We start from the raw sequence: 17,066 nt of genomic DNA, 5'->3' as shown, positions 1-17,066 counted from the left end.
GTGACTGAACTGATTCCGGCCCCCCGAGGCGTCGTCGCCGGTTCCGGCGAGGTACGGCTGACGGTGCACTCCCAGCTCTACGCCGGCACCGGGACGGAGAGCGTCGGCCACTGGCTGCGCACCGCCCTGAGACAGGCCACCGGTCTGCCGCTGAGCGAGGCGAGGGAGCTCGACGACAGCGAGGTCGACGGCATCGGGCTCCAGCTCGACCCCGTGCTCGGACGCGAGGAGTACCGCCTCGTCAGCGACCGGACCGGCGTACTGATCGAGGGCGGCAGCGCGGCGGCCGTCTTCTGGGGAGCCCAGACACTGCGGCAACTCCTCGGCCCCGACGCGTATCGCAGGGCCCCGCTCGGTCGTGACCGCACCTGGGCCGTGCCGCACGTCACGATCGAGGACGCCCCACGATTCCGCTGGCGCGGCCTGATGCTCGACGTTGCCCGGCACTTCATGCCCAAGGACGGCGTCCTGCGCTACCTGGATCTGATGGCCGCCCACAAACTCAACGTCTTCCACTTCCATCTGACGGACGACCAGGGCTGGCGTGTCGAGATCAAGAAGTACCCGCGGCTGACCGAGGCGGGCTCCTGGCGGGCGCGCACGAAATTCGGCCACCGCGCCTCACCGCTGTGGGAGGAGAAGCCGCACGGGGGCTTCTACACCCAGGACGACATCCGGGAGATCGTCGCCTACGCCGCCGAGCGGCATATCGTCGTCGTCCCCGAAATCGACGTACCGGGACACTCGCAGGCGGCCATCACCGCGTACCCCGAACTCGGCAACACCGACGTCGTCGACACCACCGCCCTCTCCGTCTGGGACAACTGGGGGATCTCTCCGAACGTACTCGCCCCCACTGACAACACCCTGCGCTTCTACGAGGGGGTCTTCGAGGAACTCCTCGACCTGTTCCCCTCGGAGTTCATTCACGTCGGCGGCGACGAATGCCGTAAGGACCAGTGGAAGCAGTCGCCGACCGCGCAGGCCCGCATCAAGGAACTCGGGCTCGCGGACGAGGACGAACTCCAGTCGTGGTTCATCACGCACTTCGACGGCTGGCTCACCGCGCGCGGGCGCAGGCTGATCGGCTGGGACGAGATCCTGGAGGGCGGCCTGGCGCCGGGTGCCGCGGTGTCGTCCTGGCGCGGGTACCAGGGCGGAATCGCCGCCGCGCAGGCCGGCCACGACGTCGTCATGTGCCCCGAGCAGCAGGTGTACTTGGACCACCGCCAGGCTCCGGGCGAGGACGAGCCCGTGCCCATCGGGTACGTGCGCACCCTGGAGGACGTCTACCGCTTCGAGCCGGTTCCACCGCAGCTCACCGAGGAACAGGCCGGCCATGTGCTGGGCACTCAGGCCAACCTGTGGACCGAGGTGATGGAGGATCACGCGCGCGTGGACTACCAGGCGTTCCCGAGGCTCGCGGCGTTCGCCGAGGTGGCCTGGAGCACCGGCCTGCCCGCCCCCGCGGAGCGGGACTTCGTCGACTTCGAGCGGCGGATGAACGTCCACTACCGGCGACTTGACGCTCTGGGGGTCGGCTATCGGCCGCCCACGGGGCCGTTGCCGTGGCAGCGGCGGCCGGGCGTGCCGGGCCGTCCCATCGAGGGGGCGCCCCCGAACAGGTAATGGAACAGGCCGTGGAAAAAGACCCCAAGCGTCACCGAAGAGTGGCAATTAGCGCGCACGGTTGATGTCGTGCGAAAACGGACCATCTCGCTGGTGAGGGGGGCGAATGCCTCCTAGCGGACCCCCGCGTTCGGGTCCTGCGAAGATGTGCCAGAGTTGCCACGTCCGCCCTGTCAGCACGTACCGTACGGCAGCACAGGTGGGACCAGGTGGGGCAGCGGGAAGGGGCAGTCGGTTTGACCACGAGCGCACCGCAGGCGGCGCAGGCCGTCACGCTGCCCACGACGCTGGACGAGGCCGTGGCGGCGCTCACCGCCATGCCCGCCGCCGTCCCCGTGGCCGGCGGCACCGACCTCATGGCCGCCGTCAACTCCGGGCAGCTCAGGCCCGCGGCGCTGGTCGGCCTCGGCCGGATCAGCGAGATCCGCGGCTGGCAGTACCAGGACGGCCATGCGCTGCTCGGCGCGGGACTCACGCACGCCCGCATGGGCCGCCCCGACTTCGCCGCCCTCATCCCGGCGCTGGCCGCCGCCGCACGCGCCGCGGGCCCGCCGCAGATCCGCAACGCGGGCACCCTGGGCGGCAACATCGCGACGGCCGCCCCCACCGGGGACGCGCTGCCCGTGCTCGCGGCCCTGGAAGCGACGCTGGTCATCGCGGGCCCGGGCGGGGCCCGCCGGGATGTCCCGGTGTCGCACCTGCTGGCCGGTGTGGAGATGCTGCGCGGCGGCGAACTCATCGGGTACGTGCGCGTGCCGCTGCTGCACGCCCCGCAGGTCTTCCTCAAGGCGACCGGCCGCACCGGCCCCGGCCGCGCCGCCGCCTCGGTCGCGCTGGTCCTCGACCCCGCCCGGCGCGGAGTCAGGTGCGCCGTGGGCGCCATAGCGCCGATGCCGCTCAGGCCCCTGGACGCCGAGCAGTGGGTCGCCCGGCTGATCGACTGGGACAACAACCGCGCGATCGTCCCCGAAGCGCTGGCCGCCTTCGGGGAGTACGTCGCCGCGGCCTGCATCCCCGACCCGGTACCGGCCGAGGACGGCTCCGTACCGCAGCTTCCGCCCGCCGTAATGCACCTGCGGCGCACCGTCGCCGCGCTGGCCCGACGAGCACTGGGGAGGGCACTGTCGTGACCGACGACCAGCACGGAGAGGGCGCGCCCCAGGGCGGCGGCCGCTGGGATCCGCTGCCTCAGGGTGACTACGACGACGGCGCCACCGCCTTCGTGAAACTCCCCGAAGGGGGCATCGACGCCCTCCTGGCCTCCGCCGACAGTCCGCTCGCGGCGCCGGGCCACGGGTATGTGCCGCCGCCGATAACGGTCAACCCCGCCATGCCCGCCGGGACCGACCCCGGCGCCCCCGGCGGCTGGCCGTCGCCGGCCGACGGCGTGCAGTGGCCCGACCCGAACGCCGTGCCCCAGGACGCCGGGAACGACCGGTTCGCGTACAACCCCGGGGCGACCGGACAGTGGAACTTCGAGACCGTCGAAGGTTCAGCGGGATCGGCGACCGATCATGCGGGCGCCGCGTCGGGTCACGATGTGACCGGACAGTGGTCGATTCCCGTCGCCGGAGGTGACCTTCCGGACGAATCGGGCGAGTTCACCACATCGTCCTTGGTCGAGCAGTGGGGCGGCACGCCGCCGGCCACACTGCCCGGCGGCGCGGCCGCTCCCTGGGCGCCCGAGGCGACCGGACAGCCGTGGGGGCAGGACGCGACACACACCGCGACTCCGGCCGAGGCGGCAGGTCCCGCCGTGGACGCACCCGGCCGCACGCACGGCGAGGTGTCCGCGCAGGCGTACACGAGGGCCCACCCGGGCACTCCGGCGCAGCAGCATCCGGTTTCTCCCGCTCAGCCGCACACGGACGGGCGCGGGGAGGCCGCCGCGCAGCACGCGCAGGCCCCCGCCCGACAGCACGGCGACGCGCCCGCCCGGCACCCGCACGATCAGCCCCACGACCAACAGCCCGCTGACGGACACCCCCCAGCGGACTCACGGTCGGCGCACGAGACCGCCGTAGCCGCCGCACAGCTCGCTCAGGAGGCCCGTGAGGCGGCCGAGGCGGCTGAGGGCGCCCAAGGGGCCGCGGAGGCGGCTGAGGGCGCCGTAGAGCCTTCTGCGGAGCCCGAGTCGGGAACCGACGCGGAGACCGGCGACGAGCGCGTCGCGTCGCAGACCCCGGACGACGCGCCCACGCCACCCGGCGAGGAGCACCCGCTCGCCTCGTACGTCCTGCGCGTCAACGGCGTCGAACGGCCCGTCACCGACGCCTGGATCGGCGAGTCGCTGCTCTACGTACTGCGCGAGCGGCTCGGTCTCGCGGGCGCCAAGGACGGCTGCTCGCAGGGCGAGTGCGGCGCGTGCAACGTCCAGGTCGACGGCCGGCTCGTCGCCTCCTGCCTGGTGCCCGCGGTCACCGCGGCCGGCAGCGAGGTCCGTACGGTCGAGGGCCTGGCGGAGGACGGACAGCCCTCGGACGTGCAGCGGGCGCTCGCCCGGTGCGGCGCGGTGCAGTGCGGCTTCTGCGTGCCGGGCATGGCGATGACCGTGCACGACCTGCTGGAGGGCAACCCGGCGCCGACCGAACTCGAGGCCCGCCAGGCGCTGTGCGGCAACCTGTGCCGCTGCTCCGGCTACCGGGGCGTCCTGGACGCCGTCAAGGACGTCGTCGCCGAACGCGAGGCGCACAGCGCGGCCGCCAGTGAGACGGACACCGACGAGGCACGTATCCCGCACCAGGCGGGCCCCGGAGCCGGCGGCGTCAACCCGTCGGCGTTCGAGCCGCGCGACCAGGCGTACGGACAGGACGGAGGCCAGGCGTGAGCAACGAAGCCGCCACCGCGACCGCTGCCGCGGAGGCAGCCCCCGCCCCCGAGGAGATCCCGCACGGCCTCGGCGCGTCCCTGCACGCCGCCGACGCGCGCGCGAAGACCGAGGGCACCTTCCCGTACGCCGCCGACCTGTGGGCCGAAGGCCTGCTCTGGGCGGCCGTCCTGCGCTCGCCGCACCCGCACGCGCGCATTGTGTCGATCGACACGTCCCACGCGCGCGAGATGCCCGGCGTCCGCGCCGTCGTCACCCACGAGGACGTGCCCGGCGCCGCCCGGTACGGCCGGGGCGCGGTCGACCGCCCGGTGTTCGCCTCCGAAGTCGTACGCCACCACGGCGAGCCCATCGCCGCCGTCGCCGCCGACCACCCCGACACCGCGCGGATGGCCGCGGCCGCCGTCATCGTCGAGTACGAAGTACTCGACCCGGTGACCGACCCGGAGCAGGCCTTCGAGGCCGAAGCGCTGCATCCGGACGGCAACCTGATCCGCCACATCCCGCTGCGCCACGGCGACCCGGACGCGGCCGGCGACATCGTCGTGGAGGGCCAGTACCGCATCGGCCGCCAGGACCCGGCGCCCATAGGAGCCGAGGCGGGCCTCGCGGTGCCGCGCCCGGACGGCGGCGTCGAGCTGTACCTCGCGTCCACGGACCCGCACACCGACCGCGACACGGCCGCCGCCTGCTACGGCCTGGAGCCCGACCGCGTGAAGGTCGTCGTCACCGGCGTCCCCGGCGCCACCGCCGACCGCGAGGACCAGGGCTTCCAGCTCCCGCTGGGCCTGCTGGCGTTGAAGACCGGCTGCCCGGTCAAGCTGACCGCGACACGCGAAGAGTCCTTCCTGGGCCATACCCACCGCCACCCCACCCTCCTGCGGTACCGCCACCACGCGGACGCCGAGGGCAGGTTGGTCAAGGTCGAGGCACAGATCCTGCTGGACGCGGGCGCCTACGCGGACACCTCCTCGGAGGCGCTGGCCGCCGCGGTGTCCTTCGCCTGCGGCCCGTACGTCGTCCCGAACGCGTTCATCGAGGGCTGGGCCGTACGCACCAACAACCCGCCTTCCGGCCACGTACGCGGCGAGGGCGCCATGCAGGTCGCCGCCGCCTACGAAGCCCAGATGGACAAGCTGGCGAAGAAGCTGGGCGTCGACCCGGCCGAGCTGCGCCTGCGCAACGCCCTGGCCACCGGCGACGTACTGCCGACCGGCCAGTCGGTGACCTGCCCGGCCCCGGTCGCCGAACTCCTCCAGGCGGTACGGGACTTCCCCCTCCCGGCGCTCCCCAAGGACACGCCCGAGGAGGACTGGCTGCTGCCCGGCGGCCCCGAGGGCGCGGGCGAACCGGGCGCGGTGCGCCGGGGCGTGGGCTACGGCCTCGGCATGGTGCACATGCTCGGAGCCGAAGGCGCCGACGAGGTCTCCACGGCGACGGTCAAGGTCCAGGACGGGATCGCCACCGTGCTCTGCGCGGCCGTCGAGACCGGCCAGGGCTTCACCACCCTCGCCCGGCAGATCGTCCAGGAGACACTCGGCATCGACGAGGTGCACGTCGCCCCGGTCGACACCGACCAGCCGCCGGCGGGCGCCGGCTGCCGGGGCCGCCACACCTGGGTGTCCGGCGGCGCGGTGGAGCGCGCGGCGAAGATGGTCCGCACACAGCTGCTGCAACCGCTGGCCCACAAGTTCGGCATGTCCACCGAACTGCTGCAGATCACCGACGGCAAGATCACGTCGTACGACGGAGTCCTGTCGACCACCGTCACCGAGGCGATGGACGGCAAGGAACTGTGGGCCACCGCCCAGTGCCGCCCGCACCCGACGGAACCCCTGAACGAAGCCGGCCAGGGCGACGCCTTCGTGGGCCTCGCCTTCTGCGCGATCCGCGCGGTCGTGGACGTCGACATCGAACTGGGCTCCGTACGGGTCGTCGAACTGGCCGTGGCCCAGGACGTGGGGCGCGTGCTGAACCCGGTCCAGCTGACGGCGCGCATCGAAGCCGGCGTCACCCAGGGCGTGGGCATCGCGCTGACGGAGAACCTGCGCACGGCACGCGGTCTGATCCGCCACCCCGACCTGACCGGCTACGCCCTGCCCACCTCCCTCGACGCCCCCGACATCCGCATCGTCAAACTCGTCGAGGAGCGGGACGTCGTCGCCCCGTTCGGCGCGAAGGCCGCCAGCGCGGTACCGGTGGTGACGTCCCCGGCGGCCGTCGCCTCCGCCGTGCGCGCCGCGACGGGCCGCCCCGTCAACCGCCTCCCGATCCGCCCGCAGGCGGCGGTGGTGACCGGCCAGTGACTGCCCCCGACCCCGAGCCACCGCGGTACGAACCGTCGCCCGGCGTGGGGAAGTTGCTGGTGTGGGTGCTGGTGTTCGTGTTCGCGGCGGTGGTGGTCGTGCTGGGCGGCATCTACTTCGCGTGACCGGCTGTGTGCGACGTAACACCCTTGGCGTTGCCGGGCTACGGGCCGTTGTCAGTGGTGCGGCGTAGTGTTTTCGGCGTGGGGACGGTGCGGCTGCGACCGCGCCGGTGCGATGCGCGTCTTTGACTGCGTACGCACGACGGCTGCGACGCCGTGCCCCGCTCGGGGACTGTGAACGACCATGCATGCACGGGGGATTCCATGAGCACGACCAGCGCGACCTGCCTCGCGGTGACCGCCCTGACCGGGGCCGATCCGGATCCGTTCCAAGTGGCCGCGCCACCGGGGCACGGGCTGCGGGGTGACGAGGAGCTGAGTCCGTTCGGGGTGGACGGGGCGGTGTGTGGGGGGTTGTCGGGCACCGGTGAGCTGCGGCGGGAGGGTCGGCTGCGGACGCTGGCGTGGTTCGCGGCGGCGGCCGATGAACTGGCCGGGCTGCGGGGCGAGTTCGCGGCGTATGCGGGGCGCTTCGGGCCCGGGGCCGTGGCGGTGGCCTCACGGCGGCTGCTGACGGTGTGGGAGCAGGGGACGGGCGGCGCGATGCCGGCGTTCCGGAGCATGGGCGCCCTGGTCCGCCCGCTCGCCTGGATCGCGGAGCCCGGCAGCGGCCTGGCCCTCGACCTGCCTCCGCGCCTGCTGGACGAGGAGTTCGGCACCGGAGCGATCGTCTCCTTCGAGGACGTCGACTTCCCCGCCACCCTCACCCACGAACCGACCCGCCGCTTCCTGCGCGACATCGGCCTGCCGGAAGAGGCCGCCTGGTTCACGTTGGACACCGACGTACCGCCACGGACACTCGCCGAGTACGGCACGGACGACCACGACGCCGACCTCGCGCTCCCGCCCGACTCGGACCGCCTGATACGCCTCGGCCACATCACCCCCGACACCAGCCTCGTGATCGACGGCACGACGGGCACGGTCCTGTACTGGACCGAGCGAGACGCACTGCCGCGCCCTCTGACCACGGACCTCTCCACGCTGGCGTTCACGCTGTGGCTGCTGCGGAGGGAAGAGCTGCGGGACGTGAACTGAGCCTGATCAGGTCACCATCCAAACAGGTCCTGTAGGAAATCCACGACCTCGCCGCCGGCGTCGAGTATCTGGGACACAAGACCATCGGATGAAGCCGATGCATCGCCTGGGACGTCTGGAGTCTCGTCTTTGAGTGAATGTGCCCAACTGCCCAGTGCGGCAGCGGCACTCACGGCTCCTGTGGACGCATTGAATTTATCAAGCGATGTCGGAGATCGGGTTTCACCTTGTCCCGGCACAGGGTCCGGAACCGGGGGATCATCACTCACGTCCTCGGCCCCCAAACGTGTATATCGGCCTGCTCGCGGTTATTCTGAGTCGGATGTGTCTTGCGGGATGCTTGGGGGGTTTCGACGGCGCGGAAAGCGCGACCTATTCCTCGGCCGAGGTGATTTGCATCCGTGTGCAGTGGTAGATGTAACGCCCACGCCCACAACTAGAGTCGCCCCGACGCGCCGCAAGAAGGCGCGACGAGTTGTCGATTCGGCCATGTGAATCATGCCCCCGTGATTCTTTCCCCTTGCCTCGTCGAGGCCTAAGGGGTGTAATACAGCACATCTTGAGATCGAGTCAAGAATATGGCGAATCAAGTGCAAGGTGTGCGTGGCGAGAGCGTTGAGTCATCTGTGCCAAAAGGCGAAGGCGCCTTGACTGAATGCGCTGACTCCAGGGGCAAGCTGAACTGATCGAGAAGGACCGTTGAGAGACCGTCGGTGTGACATTCTCGGCCCCCTGCCTGAAGGCCGAAGGAAACGTGCTCGAATTTCGTGGCACGCACTCTAGGTCAACCATGATTTCGTTCTTCATCGGCAGGCAGTCAGAGGCCGTGGCGGGAATCGAACCCACGTAACTCGCTTTGCAGGCGAGCCCCTAAACCACTCGGGCACACGGCCTTGCTTCGTGTACTGACCGTAGGGTGCGGGTGGGGAGGGGCTCAAGGGGAGTGGGGGCGGTGCAATGGGACTGCCATACGGCGTTCATGAAACGGGGGCGGGTGGGGCGGTCGTACGACCAAGGGTCTAGGTGGGGCCGTTCTCTCGACAGGGGTCAAAGGGTGTTGTGGCCCTTACGCTGGCGGGCATGACCGGCCTCGAACCACGCGACACCGGCGTCGCGAACCTCACCGACCCCCCTGCGGCCGCCGAGCCCGACGAGACCGTCCTGAGCCGTGGCTACCGCGCGCTCAGCATCGGCATCGTCTCGGTCGTGCTGCTGATCGCCTTTGAGGCAACCGCCGTCGGCACGGCGATGCCGGTGGCGGCGCGGGAGCTGGACGGGGTGTCGCTGTACGCGTTCGCGTTCTCGGGGTACTTCACGACGAGCCTGCTCGGAATGGTGCTCTCCGGTCAGTGGTCGGACCGGCGCGGCCCGCTCGGGGCGTTGACCACGGGCATCGCCGCCTTCGCGGCCGGCCTGTTGCTGTCCGGCACCGCAGGCGCGATGTGGCTGTTCATCCTGGGGCGGGCCGTGCAGGGGTTCGGCGGCGGACTGGTGATCGTCGCGCTGTACGTCGTCGTCGGCCGCGCCTACCCCGGGCGGCTGCAACCGGCGATCATGGCGGCGTTCGCGGCGAGCTGGGTCGTGCCGTCCGTCGTCGGTCCCCTCGCGTCGGGCGCGGTGACCGAACACCTCGGCTGGCGCTGGGTGTTCGTCGGCATCCCGGTGCTGGTCGTCTTCCCGCTGGCACTCGCGCTGCCGCAGATACGGCGTCGGGCGGCGGGGCCGGTGGACATGGCGGACACGCCGGAAACGGTGGCAGGGGACTCCGGGCACGCCTCCCGGGCTTCCTTCGACCGTCGCCGCATCCGGCTCGCCCTCGGTATCTCCCTCGGTGCGGGGCTGCTGCAGTACGCCGCCCAGGACCTGCAGTGGATCTCGCTGGTTCCCGGCGCGGCGGGCGCCGCGCTGTTGGTGCCGGCTGCTCTCGGGCTGTTGCCGCGTGGGACTTACCGGGCCTCTCGGGGGCTGCCGTCCGTCGTGTTGTTGCGTGGGGTCGCCGCGGGCTCCTTCATTGCCGCCGAGTCCTTCGTGCCGCTGATGCTGGTCACCCAGCGGGGGTTGTCGCCGACGTTGGCCGGGTTCTCGCTCGCGGCGGGCGGGGGGACGTGGGCGCTGGGGTCGTGGGTGCAGTCGCGGGCGCGGGTGGCGCCGTACCGGGAACGGCTGATGACCCTCGGGATGGTGCTGGTGGCGGCCGCGATCGCCGCCGCGCCGAGCGTGCTGATCGAGGCGGTGCCGGTCTGGACCCTCGCCGTCGCCTGGGGCGTGGGCTGCTTCGGCATGGGCCTGGTGATCTCCTCCACCAGCGTGCTGCTCCTCGAGCTCTCCGCGCCCGAGGAGGCCGGCACCAACTCCGCCGCCCTCCAGATCTCCGACGGACTGTCCAACGTGCTGCTGCTGGCGGCAGGCGGCGCGGCCTTCGCGGCGCTGGGCGGGGGCGCGGTGGCGCATGCGGCCACGGAGGCGGCGGAGGCGACGGGTTCGGGCTCGCATCCGGCCGCGTTCGCCGTGGTTTTCCTGCCGATGGCCGGGGTGGCGTTGGTGGGGGCGTGGGTGACCACGCGGCTGCGGGCCAATTGAATCCGGTACCACGGTGGCCCCAATGGTGGTACCGTCGTGGTATGGCTATGAACCTTCGTCTGCGCGACGACCAGCAGGAGGCGCTCAAGCTGCGTGCCGAGGAGGAGGGGCGCAGTATGCACGCCATAGTGCTTCAGGCGATCGACCGGTATCTGGAGCAGGAGGCCGACCGGGCCACGGTCAGACGCCTGGGCGCGAAGTACGCAGCGGGCCACGCCGACCTGCTGCGGAGGCTGGGGGAGTAGATGAAGTACCTCACGGTCCAGGAGGTGCTGGACCTGGCGGAGCCGGCGTGCGGGGAGCAGACGCAGGTTGCCGTACGTGACCTGGGTCTGCTCAGCTCGGCCGTCCACCGGCCCCAGTCGCAGATGTTCGGCGTCGAGGCGTACACGGACCTCTTCGAGAAGGCTGCCGCACTGCTTCAGTCGCTGGCCGCGAACCATCCCCTGGTGGACGGCAACAAGCGCATGGCGTGGATGTGCACCGTCGTTTTCCTCGACTTCAACGGCACGGAGATGCTCGACGTCAATCAGGACGAGGCATACAAGCTCGTCATCGAGGTGGCGTCCGGAAGCCTGGAGGACGTGGGGCTGCTCGCCCTCCGGTTGAGGGCGTTGCACGAGGCCATGTGACCTCAGTCCCATCCAGGGTGACCCGGCACAGTCCGCCCGTTGACGGAAACCCGGCGCCGGTAGGGTGGCCCGGTTGTCATACCCAGCAGAGCCGCCCGCCCGTCGCCCACCACCACCCTGAACGACGCGCTCCGCGCGGCCCCCTAGATTCGACCCTTTCACCGGAGACCGTGACTACCACCGCCGCCGCCAGTTCCTCGTCGTCGCATCATCTGTCACCCGCGTTCCCCGGCCGTGCCCCCTGGGGTACCGCCGGCAAGCTGCGTGCCTGGCAGCAAGGGGCGATGGAGAAGTACATCCAGGAGCAGCCGCGTGACTTCCTGGCCGTGGCGACGCCCGGTGCCGGGAAGACGACGTTCGCGCTGACGCTGGCGTCCTGGCTGCTGCATCACCACGTCGTGCAGCAGGTGACCGTCGTCGCTCCGACCGAGCATCTGAAGAAGCAGTGGGCGGAGGCCGCGGCGCGTATCGGGATCAAGCTGGATCCGGAGTACAGCGCCGGGCCGCTCGGCAAGGACTACCAGGGGGTCGCGGTCACGTATGCCGGTGTCGGCGTACGGCCCATGCTGCACCGCAACCGCGTCGAGCAGCGCAAGACCCTCGTCATCCTCGACGAGATCCATCACGCCGGTGACTCCAAGTCCTGGGGCGAGGCGTGCCTGGAGGCCTTCGAGCCGGCCACGCGTCGGCTCGCGCTCACCGGTACGCCGTTCCGGTCCGACACCAACCCCATTCCCTTCGTGGCCTATGAAGAGGGCAACGACGGGATCCGGCGGTCCGCCGCCGACTACACGTACGGGTACGGGTCCGCGCTCTCCGACGGTGTCGTCCGGCCCGTCATCTTCCTGTCGTACAGCGGGAACATGCGGTGGCGTACGAAGGCCGGTGACGAGATCGCCGCGCGGCTCGGCGAGCCGATGACCAAGGACGCCGTCAGCCAGGCCTGGCGTACCGCCCTCGACGCGCGCGGCGAGTGGATGCCGAGCGTGCTGCGCGCCGCCGACCAGCGGCTGACCGAGGTCCGCAAGGGGATCCCGGACGCGGGTGCGCTCGTCATCGCCTCCGACCAGGACTCGGCGCGTGCGTACGCCAAGCTCATCCGCGAGATCACGGGCACGAAGGCGACACTCGTCCTGTCCGACGACGCCGGCGCGTCCAACCGGATCGACGAGTTCAGCGCGAGCGACGACCGCTGGATGGTCGCGGTGCGGATGGTGTCGGAAGGCGTCGACGTGCCGCGGCTCGCGGTCGGGGTGTACGCCACGACCATCTCCACGCCGCTCTTCTTCGCGCAGGCGGTCGGCCGTTTCGTACGGTCCCGGCGGCGAGGGGAGACGGCTTCCGTCTTCCTGCCGACCGTTCCCGATCTGCTCACCTTCGCAGGCGAGATGGAGGTCGAGCGCGATCACGCCCTCGACAAGCCCAAGAAGGAGGGCGAGGAGGACCCGTACGCCGAGGAGGACAAGCTCCTTCAGGAGGCCGAGCAGCAGCAGGACGAGGACACCGGCGAGCAGGACCAACTGCCCTTCGAGGCGCTGGAGTCGGACGCCGTCTTCGACCGAGTGCTGTACGACGGCGCCGAGTTCGGCATGCAGGCCCACCCCGGTAGCGAGGAGGAGCAGGACTACCTCGGTATTCCCGGGCTGTTGGAGCCCGACCAGGTGCAACTGCTGCTCCAGAAGCGGCAGGCCCGGCAGATCGCGCACAGCCGCAAGAAGCCGGACGAGGAGGCCGACCTGCTCGAACTGCCCGCCGAGCGGCGGCCGGTGGTCAGCCACAAGGAGATGATGGAGCTGCGCAAGCAGCTCAACACGATGGTGAGCGCGTACGTCCACCAGAGCGGCAAGCCGCACGGTGTCATCCACACCGAGCTGCGGCGCGTGTGCGGCGGCCCGCCGAGCGCGGAGGCGACGGCGGGGCAGCTGCGGCAGCGGATCGCCAAGGTGCAGGAGTGGGCCACCCGTATGAAGTGACGTCCGCCGTGTCGATTCGGCGCGGGGGCGTGCACGACCTGCGGCGTGTGCGCTGTGTGCGGGTGTGGTGCACGGCGAGTGCTGGGACGTCGTACATGTCGGCGTAAATGGCTTTACCCGTCAAGGCAAAGGGACGTGGTCCGTACCGGCCGCTGACCGGATTCTGGACGGAGCCTTCCGCTCAGCGAACCGCCTTCGCTACTGTCCCGCTACGCACACGCCCCGTGGCAGCGCCGCCGCGGAGCGCAGCCGTGAAGCGACGCGGTCCGGAAGTCCGGGCCGCCGGCCGATCGGCGGCCTCTGAAGCGCGTCACTGACGGGACTCGGTGACGCATCCGTCGCGAGGGGGCCGTCGACCTCACCACTAAGGAGTGGGCGTCGTGACCGCGGAGACCTCTCAGACGCTCGACCGGGGACTGCGTGTCCTCAAGCTGCTGGCCGATACGGACCACGGGCTGACCGTCACCGAGCTTTCCAACAAACTGGGCGTGAACCGGACCGTTGTGTACCGGTTGCTCGCCACGCTTGAGCAGCATGCACTCGTACGACGTGACCTGGGCGGACGTGCCCGGGTCGGGCTCGGGGTGCTGCGGTTGGGCCGTCAGGTGCATCCGTTGGTGCGGGAGGCGGCGTTGCCGGCTCTGCGGTCGCTGGCCGAGGACATAGGGGCGACCGCGCATCTCACGCTGGTGGACGGGGCGGAGGCGCTCGCCGTGGCGGTCGTCGAGCCGACCTGGACCGACTATCACGTGGCGTATCGGGCGGGCTTTCGGCATCCGCTGGAGCGGGGGGCCGCCGGGAAGGCGATCCTCTCCGCGCGGCAGCGGACGGTGGGGGAGCCCGGATACACGCTGACGCACGGGGAGTTGGAGGCGGGGGCGAGCGGGGCCGCGGCGCCGTTGATCGGTGTGACCGGGGTCGAGGGGAGCGTGGGGGTCGTGATGCTGGCGGACGCGGTGCCGGAGCGGGTGGGGCCGAGGGTGGTGGACGCGGCGCGTGAGGTTGCGGAGGCGCTGCGGTGACGGTTGGCGTCGGCGAGGGGTGGGGCTTGCGGCCCGGCGCTGACGGTGGGTGCGGTGGGTTGGTGGCGGCCGGAGGCGGGTCACGCAGCCCGGAGCTGGAGGGCGCGGTGGGTTGGTGCCGGCCGGGGGCCGGTCGCGCAGCCCGGCGCTGACGGGGTGCCGCCTGCGCCCACCCGTGCCGCCCCAGGCGGCACGAATGCCCGCAGCAAGGCCGGCCAGTGTCTGCAGCTGGGCGGCATGACCGCCCCCGCCCACCCTCCCCACCCCCGCCCGTTAGATTGATCCCGTGCTCCTCTCTCGTCTCACGCGCCCGCAGGCACTGGTTGCCTGTGTTCTGCCCGTTGTCGGTCTGATCGGGACCGCGGTGTTCGCGCCGTTGCCGTTTTCGCTGACGCAGCCGGGGCTGACGGCGGATGTGCTGGGGGAGAACAGGGGGACGCAGGTGATCACGATCTCCGGGGCGCCGACGCGGGACACGAGTGGGCAGCTGCGGATGACGACGATCGAGGCGACCAACCCTGACACCGACGTCTCGCTCGGCGATGTGATCGATGCGTGGTTCCGTACGGACAAGGCGGTCATGCCGCGCGACTCGGTCTATCCGAGCGGCGAGAACGTCAAGGAGATCGAGCAGCACAACACCGAGCAGATGCGTGAGTCCCAGGACGCGGCGACCGAGGCCGCGCTGAACTACCTCGACCTCAGCGACCAGAACGTGAAGGTCACGCTCAGGCTCGCCGACGTCGGCGGCCCCAGCGCCGGGCTCCTCTTCTCCCTCGGCATCATCGACAAGCTCGACGGCGACGGCAGCGGCGGCCAGCTCACCGGCGGTCGTACCATCGCCGGCACCGGGACGATCGACGCCGACGGGACGGTCGGCGCCGTCGGCGGTGTCGCCCTGAAGACGCAGGCCGCGCGGCGGGACGGGGCGACTGTGTTCCTGGTCCCGAAGGACGAGTGCGGCGATGCGGAGTCGGAGCTGCCCAAGGGGCTGCGGCTGATTCCGGTGACCACGCTCAAGGGTGCGGTGAGTGCGCTGGTGGCGCTGGAGCAGGGGAAGGGCTCGGTACCGAGCTGCTGACCCCCGCCCCGCTACTCCGTATGTCGGGCGGCCTGCCTCACCCCTCCTTCACGAACCCCTCCTCCTTCAGCCAGTCCAACGCCACCTGGTGCGGGTCCTCCCCGTCGACGTCCACCTTGGCGTTCAGCTCCTGCGCCACCGCGTTGTCCAGCCGCTTGGTGATCGGGTCGAGGACCTTCGCGATGGCCGGGTGCTTCTTCAGCGCCTTGGTGTTGATCTCGGGCGCCGCGTTGTAGTTGGGGAAGAACTTCTTGTCGTCCGCCATCACCACCAGGTTCATCGACTTGATGCGCCCGTCGGTGGTGAACACCTCCCCGTAGGTGCAACTCCCCTTCGCCGCCTGGGTGTAGATGATCCCGGTGTCCATCTGCGTGATGTTGCTCGCGGCCACGTCCATGCCGTACGCCTTCTGCATCCCCGGCAACCCGTCCGCCCGGTTGGCGAACTCGCTCTCCACGCACAGCGTCACCGCGCCGGGATCGGACTTCGCCAGCGCGGCCACCTCGGACAGGGTCTTCGTGCCGTACTTCTTGAAGTTGGCCTGGTTCATGGCGAGCGCGTAGGTGTTGTTCAGCGACGCCGGGGGCAGCCAGGTCAGCCCGTTCTTCGCGTCCGCCTCGCGCACCGCCTCCCACTGCTGCTCGGGGTCGGTGATGGGCTTGCTGTTGCCGAGGTAGGTGATCCAGGCGGTGCCCGTGTACTCGTACATCCCGTCCGCGTCCCCGCTCTTGACGGCCTCGCGGGCGCCGATGGAGCCCTGGATGCCGGTGCGGTCGAGCACCTCGGCGCCGGCCGCCTCCCAGGCGATGCCCATGATGGCGCCGAGGATCAGCTGCTCGGTGAACTCCTTGGACGTGACGGTGAGGTTGGCGCCCTTGAGCGGCTCGCCCTGTCCGATCGAGCCGGGACGGACGTCGTCCACCATGGGCGAACCGCTGGTCAGACCGCAGCCCGCCACGAGGGCCACGGCGAGCACTACGCGCAGCCGCTTCATGTCCCCACCTCCAGTCCCCGTGGCCGCAGCAGCAGTTCGGCCAGCGAGGCGAGCCAGTCGACCAGCAGGGCGAGGGCGACCGTGAGGATCGAACCCAGCATCAGCACGGGCATCCGCTGGGTCGTGATGCCGGTGGTGATGAGGACGCCCAGGCCGCCGCCCCCGCCGAAGGTCGCCAGCGTCGCCGTGCCGACGTTCAGGACGAGCGCCGTCCGCACGCCCGCCAGGATCAGCGGGACCGCCAGCGGCAGCTCCACCCGGGAGAGCACGCCCATCGGGGACATGCCGATGCCGCGGGCCGCCTCCAGCAGGGTCGGGTCGTTGGCCTTCAGGCCGGCGATCGTGTTCGACAGCACGGGCAGCACGGCGTAGATGATCATGCCGATCAGGGCCGCCCGCCGGCCGATGCCGAGCCAGATCACCAGCAGGGCGAGGAGGCCGATCGCGGGCGTCGCCTGGCCCATGTTGGCGAACGCCATCGCCACCGGGGTCGCCTTCCGGAACGCCCCGCGGGTCAGCAGGATGCCCAGTGGGATCGCGATGATCAGCACGAAGAAGGTGGAGATCGCGGTGAGTTGGATGTGCTCCCACAGGAGCTTGGACACCTCGCCGTCCGACAGCGCGTTCTCGGAGATGGGGTCCAGGTCGGCCTGCTCGAACCAGAGCCAGGTGGCCAGCAGCACGGCGACGAGGACGGCCGGCAGGAAGGTGAGCTTCTGCCAGCCGATCCGGCGTTTCGTCACGACCGGCGCGGGCGGCGGCGGTTCCTGGTCGCCCGGCACCTCGCCCTCGTCCCGGAAGACGTGCCCCTTGACCTCGTGCTCGCCCTCGGGGCGGCGCCGGTCGGCGGAGGTGGCCCCGC

General features: G+C 71.0%; 14 protein-coding genes and 1 tRNA gene. 12 read left to right on the top strand and 3 right to left on the bottom strand.

The window, feature by feature from the left end; translation table 11 throughout:
• The 6 genes from ACIHFB_RS39780 (at window position 1) to ACIHFB_RS39755 (ending at window position 7,922) form a co-directional block, all read left to right on the top strand.
• Complete coding sequence (locus ACIHFB_RS39780; RefSeq protein WP_400129443.1) at window positions 1–1,629, top strand: beta-N-acetylhexosaminidase; 1,629 nt, start codon at window positions 1–3, stop codon at window positions 1,627–1,629.
• A gap of 236 nt (window positions 1,630–1,865) precedes the next feature.
• Window positions 1,866–2,759 carry an FAD binding domain-containing protein gene (locus ACIHFB_RS39775; protein WP_365283370.1) on the top strand — a complete coding sequence of 298 codons (894 nt, stop codon included), beginning with the start codon at window positions 1,866–1,868 and terminating at the stop codon, window positions 2,757–2,759.
• Window positions 2,756–4,456, top strand: a complete 1,701-nt coding sequence (locus ACIHFB_RS39770; protein ID WP_400129442.1) for a 2Fe-2S iron-sulfur cluster-binding protein — start codon at window positions 2,756–2,758, stop codon at window positions 4,454–4,456. The genes ACIHFB_RS39775 and ACIHFB_RS39770 overlap by 4 nt, the downstream gene beginning before the upstream one ends.
• Window positions 4,453–6,762, top strand: coding sequence for a molybdopterin cofactor-binding domain-containing protein (locus tag ACIHFB_RS39765; protein WP_365283366.1), 2,310 nt, complete (start codon window positions 4,453–4,455; stop codon window positions 6,760–6,762). The genes ACIHFB_RS39770 and ACIHFB_RS39765 overlap by 4 nt, the downstream gene beginning before the upstream one ends.
• Complete coding sequence (locus ACIHFB_RS39760; RefSeq protein ID WP_365283364.1) at window positions 6,759–6,887, top strand: hypothetical protein; 129 nt, start codon at window positions 6,759–6,761, stop codon at window positions 6,885–6,887. Before ACIHFB_RS39765 ends, ACIHFB_RS39760 begins: the two co-directional genes overlap by 4 nt.
• 201 nt (window positions 6,888–7,088) lie before the next feature.
• Window positions 7,089–7,922, top strand: a complete 834-nt coding sequence (locus ACIHFB_RS39755) for an SUKH-4 family immunity protein (protein ID WP_400129441.1) — start codon at window positions 7,089–7,091, stop codon at window positions 7,920–7,922.
• Window positions 7,923–8,743: 821 nt separating this feature from the next.
• Here ACIHFB_RS39755 and ACIHFB_RS39750 read toward each other — a convergent pair.
• Window positions 8,744–8,815: transfer RNA gene (locus ACIHFB_RS39750), tRNA-Cys, on the bottom strand.
• 187 nt (window positions 8,816–9,002) lie between these two features.
• Between ACIHFB_RS39750 and ACIHFB_RS39745 the strand changes: the two genes are divergently transcribed.
• From ACIHFB_RS39745 to ACIHFB_RS39720, 6 genes are all read left to right on the top strand, one after another.
• Complete coding sequence (locus ACIHFB_RS39745; RefSeq protein ID WP_400129440.1) at window positions 9,003–10,502, top strand: MFS transporter; 1,500 nt, start codon at window positions 9,003–9,005, stop codon at window positions 10,500–10,502.
• A gap of 47 nt (window positions 10,503–10,549) precedes the next feature.
• Entirely contained in the window at window positions 10,550–10,747 is a 198-nt protein-coding gene (locus ACIHFB_RS39740; protein WP_013003224.1) for an Arc family DNA-binding protein, read from the top strand.
• The gene (locus ACIHFB_RS39735; protein WP_400129439.1) at window positions 10,748–11,134 is read left to right on the top strand and encodes a type II toxin-antitoxin system death-on-curing family toxin; all 387 of its coding nucleotides are present in this window, start codon (window positions 10,748–10,750) and stop codon (window positions 11,132–11,134) included.
• Between the two features lie 170 nt (window positions 11,135–11,304).
• On the top strand, window positions 11,305–13,107 hold the full coding sequence (locus tag ACIHFB_RS39730) for a DEAD/DEAH box helicase (RefSeq protein WP_365283358.1): 1,803 nt from the start codon (window positions 11,305–11,307) through the stop codon (window positions 13,105–13,107).
• A 380-nt stretch (window positions 13,108–13,487) separates the two neighbouring features.
• Window positions 13,488–14,129, top strand: coding sequence for a helix-turn-helix domain-containing protein (locus ACIHFB_RS39725; RefSeq protein ID WP_365283356.1), 642 nt, complete (start codon window positions 13,488–13,490; stop codon window positions 14,127–14,129).
• 286 nt (window positions 14,130–14,415) lie between these two features.
• The gene (locus ACIHFB_RS39720) at window positions 14,416–15,210 is read left to right on the top strand and encodes a S16 family serine protease (protein ID WP_365283354.1); all 795 of its coding nucleotides are present in this window, start codon (window positions 14,416–14,418) and stop codon (window positions 15,208–15,210) included.
• A 37-nt stretch (window positions 15,211–15,247) separates the two neighbouring features.
• Here the strand turns inward: ACIHFB_RS39720 and ACIHFB_RS39715 are convergent, their stop codons facing one another.
• Entirely contained in the window at window positions 15,248–16,204 is a 957-nt protein-coding gene (locus ACIHFB_RS39715) for a glycine betaine ABC transporter substrate-binding protein (RefSeq protein ID WP_400129438.1), read from the bottom strand.
• Window positions 16,201–16,986, bottom strand: a complete 786-nt coding sequence (locus tag ACIHFB_RS39710) for an ABC transporter permease (protein WP_365283515.1) — start codon at window positions 16,984–16,986, stop codon at window positions 16,201–16,203. Before ACIHFB_RS39710 ends, ACIHFB_RS39715 begins: the two co-directional genes overlap by 4 nt.
• Between the last annotated feature and the right edge of the window lie 80 nt (window positions 16,987–17,066).

It is taken from the genome of Streptomyces sp. NPDC051963 (genome assembly GCF_044593495.1).
Lineage (GTDB): Bacteria > Actinomycetota > Actinomycetes > Streptomycetales > Streptomycetaceae > Streptomyces.
This window is presented reverse-complemented; position numbering and strand designations above follow the sequence as displayed.

What these genes read in the sequence shown, in the direction of transcription:
- ACIHFB_RS39755 (WP_400129441.1), top strand. Translation starts at nt 7,089, where the DNA reads ATGAGCACGACCAGCGCGACCTGCCTCGCGGTGACCGCCCTGACCGGG.
- ACIHFB_RS39745 (WP_400129440.1), top strand. Translation starts at nt 9,003, where the DNA reads ATGACCGGCCTCGAACCACGCGACACCGGCGTCGCGAACCTCACCGAC.
- ACIHFB_RS39740 (WP_013003224.1), top strand. Translation starts at nt 10,550, where the DNA reads ATGAACCTTCGTCTGCGCGACGACCAGCAGGAGGCGCTCAAGCTGCGT.
- ACIHFB_RS39735 (WP_400129439.1), top strand. Translation starts at nt 10,748, where the DNA reads ATGAAGTACCTCACGGTCCAGGAGGTGCTGGACCTGGCGGAGCCGGCG.
- ACIHFB_RS39715 (WP_400129438.1), bottom strand. Translation starts at nt 16,204, where the DNA reads ATGAAGCGGCTGCGCGTAGTGCTCGCCGTGGCCCTCGTGGCGGGCTGC.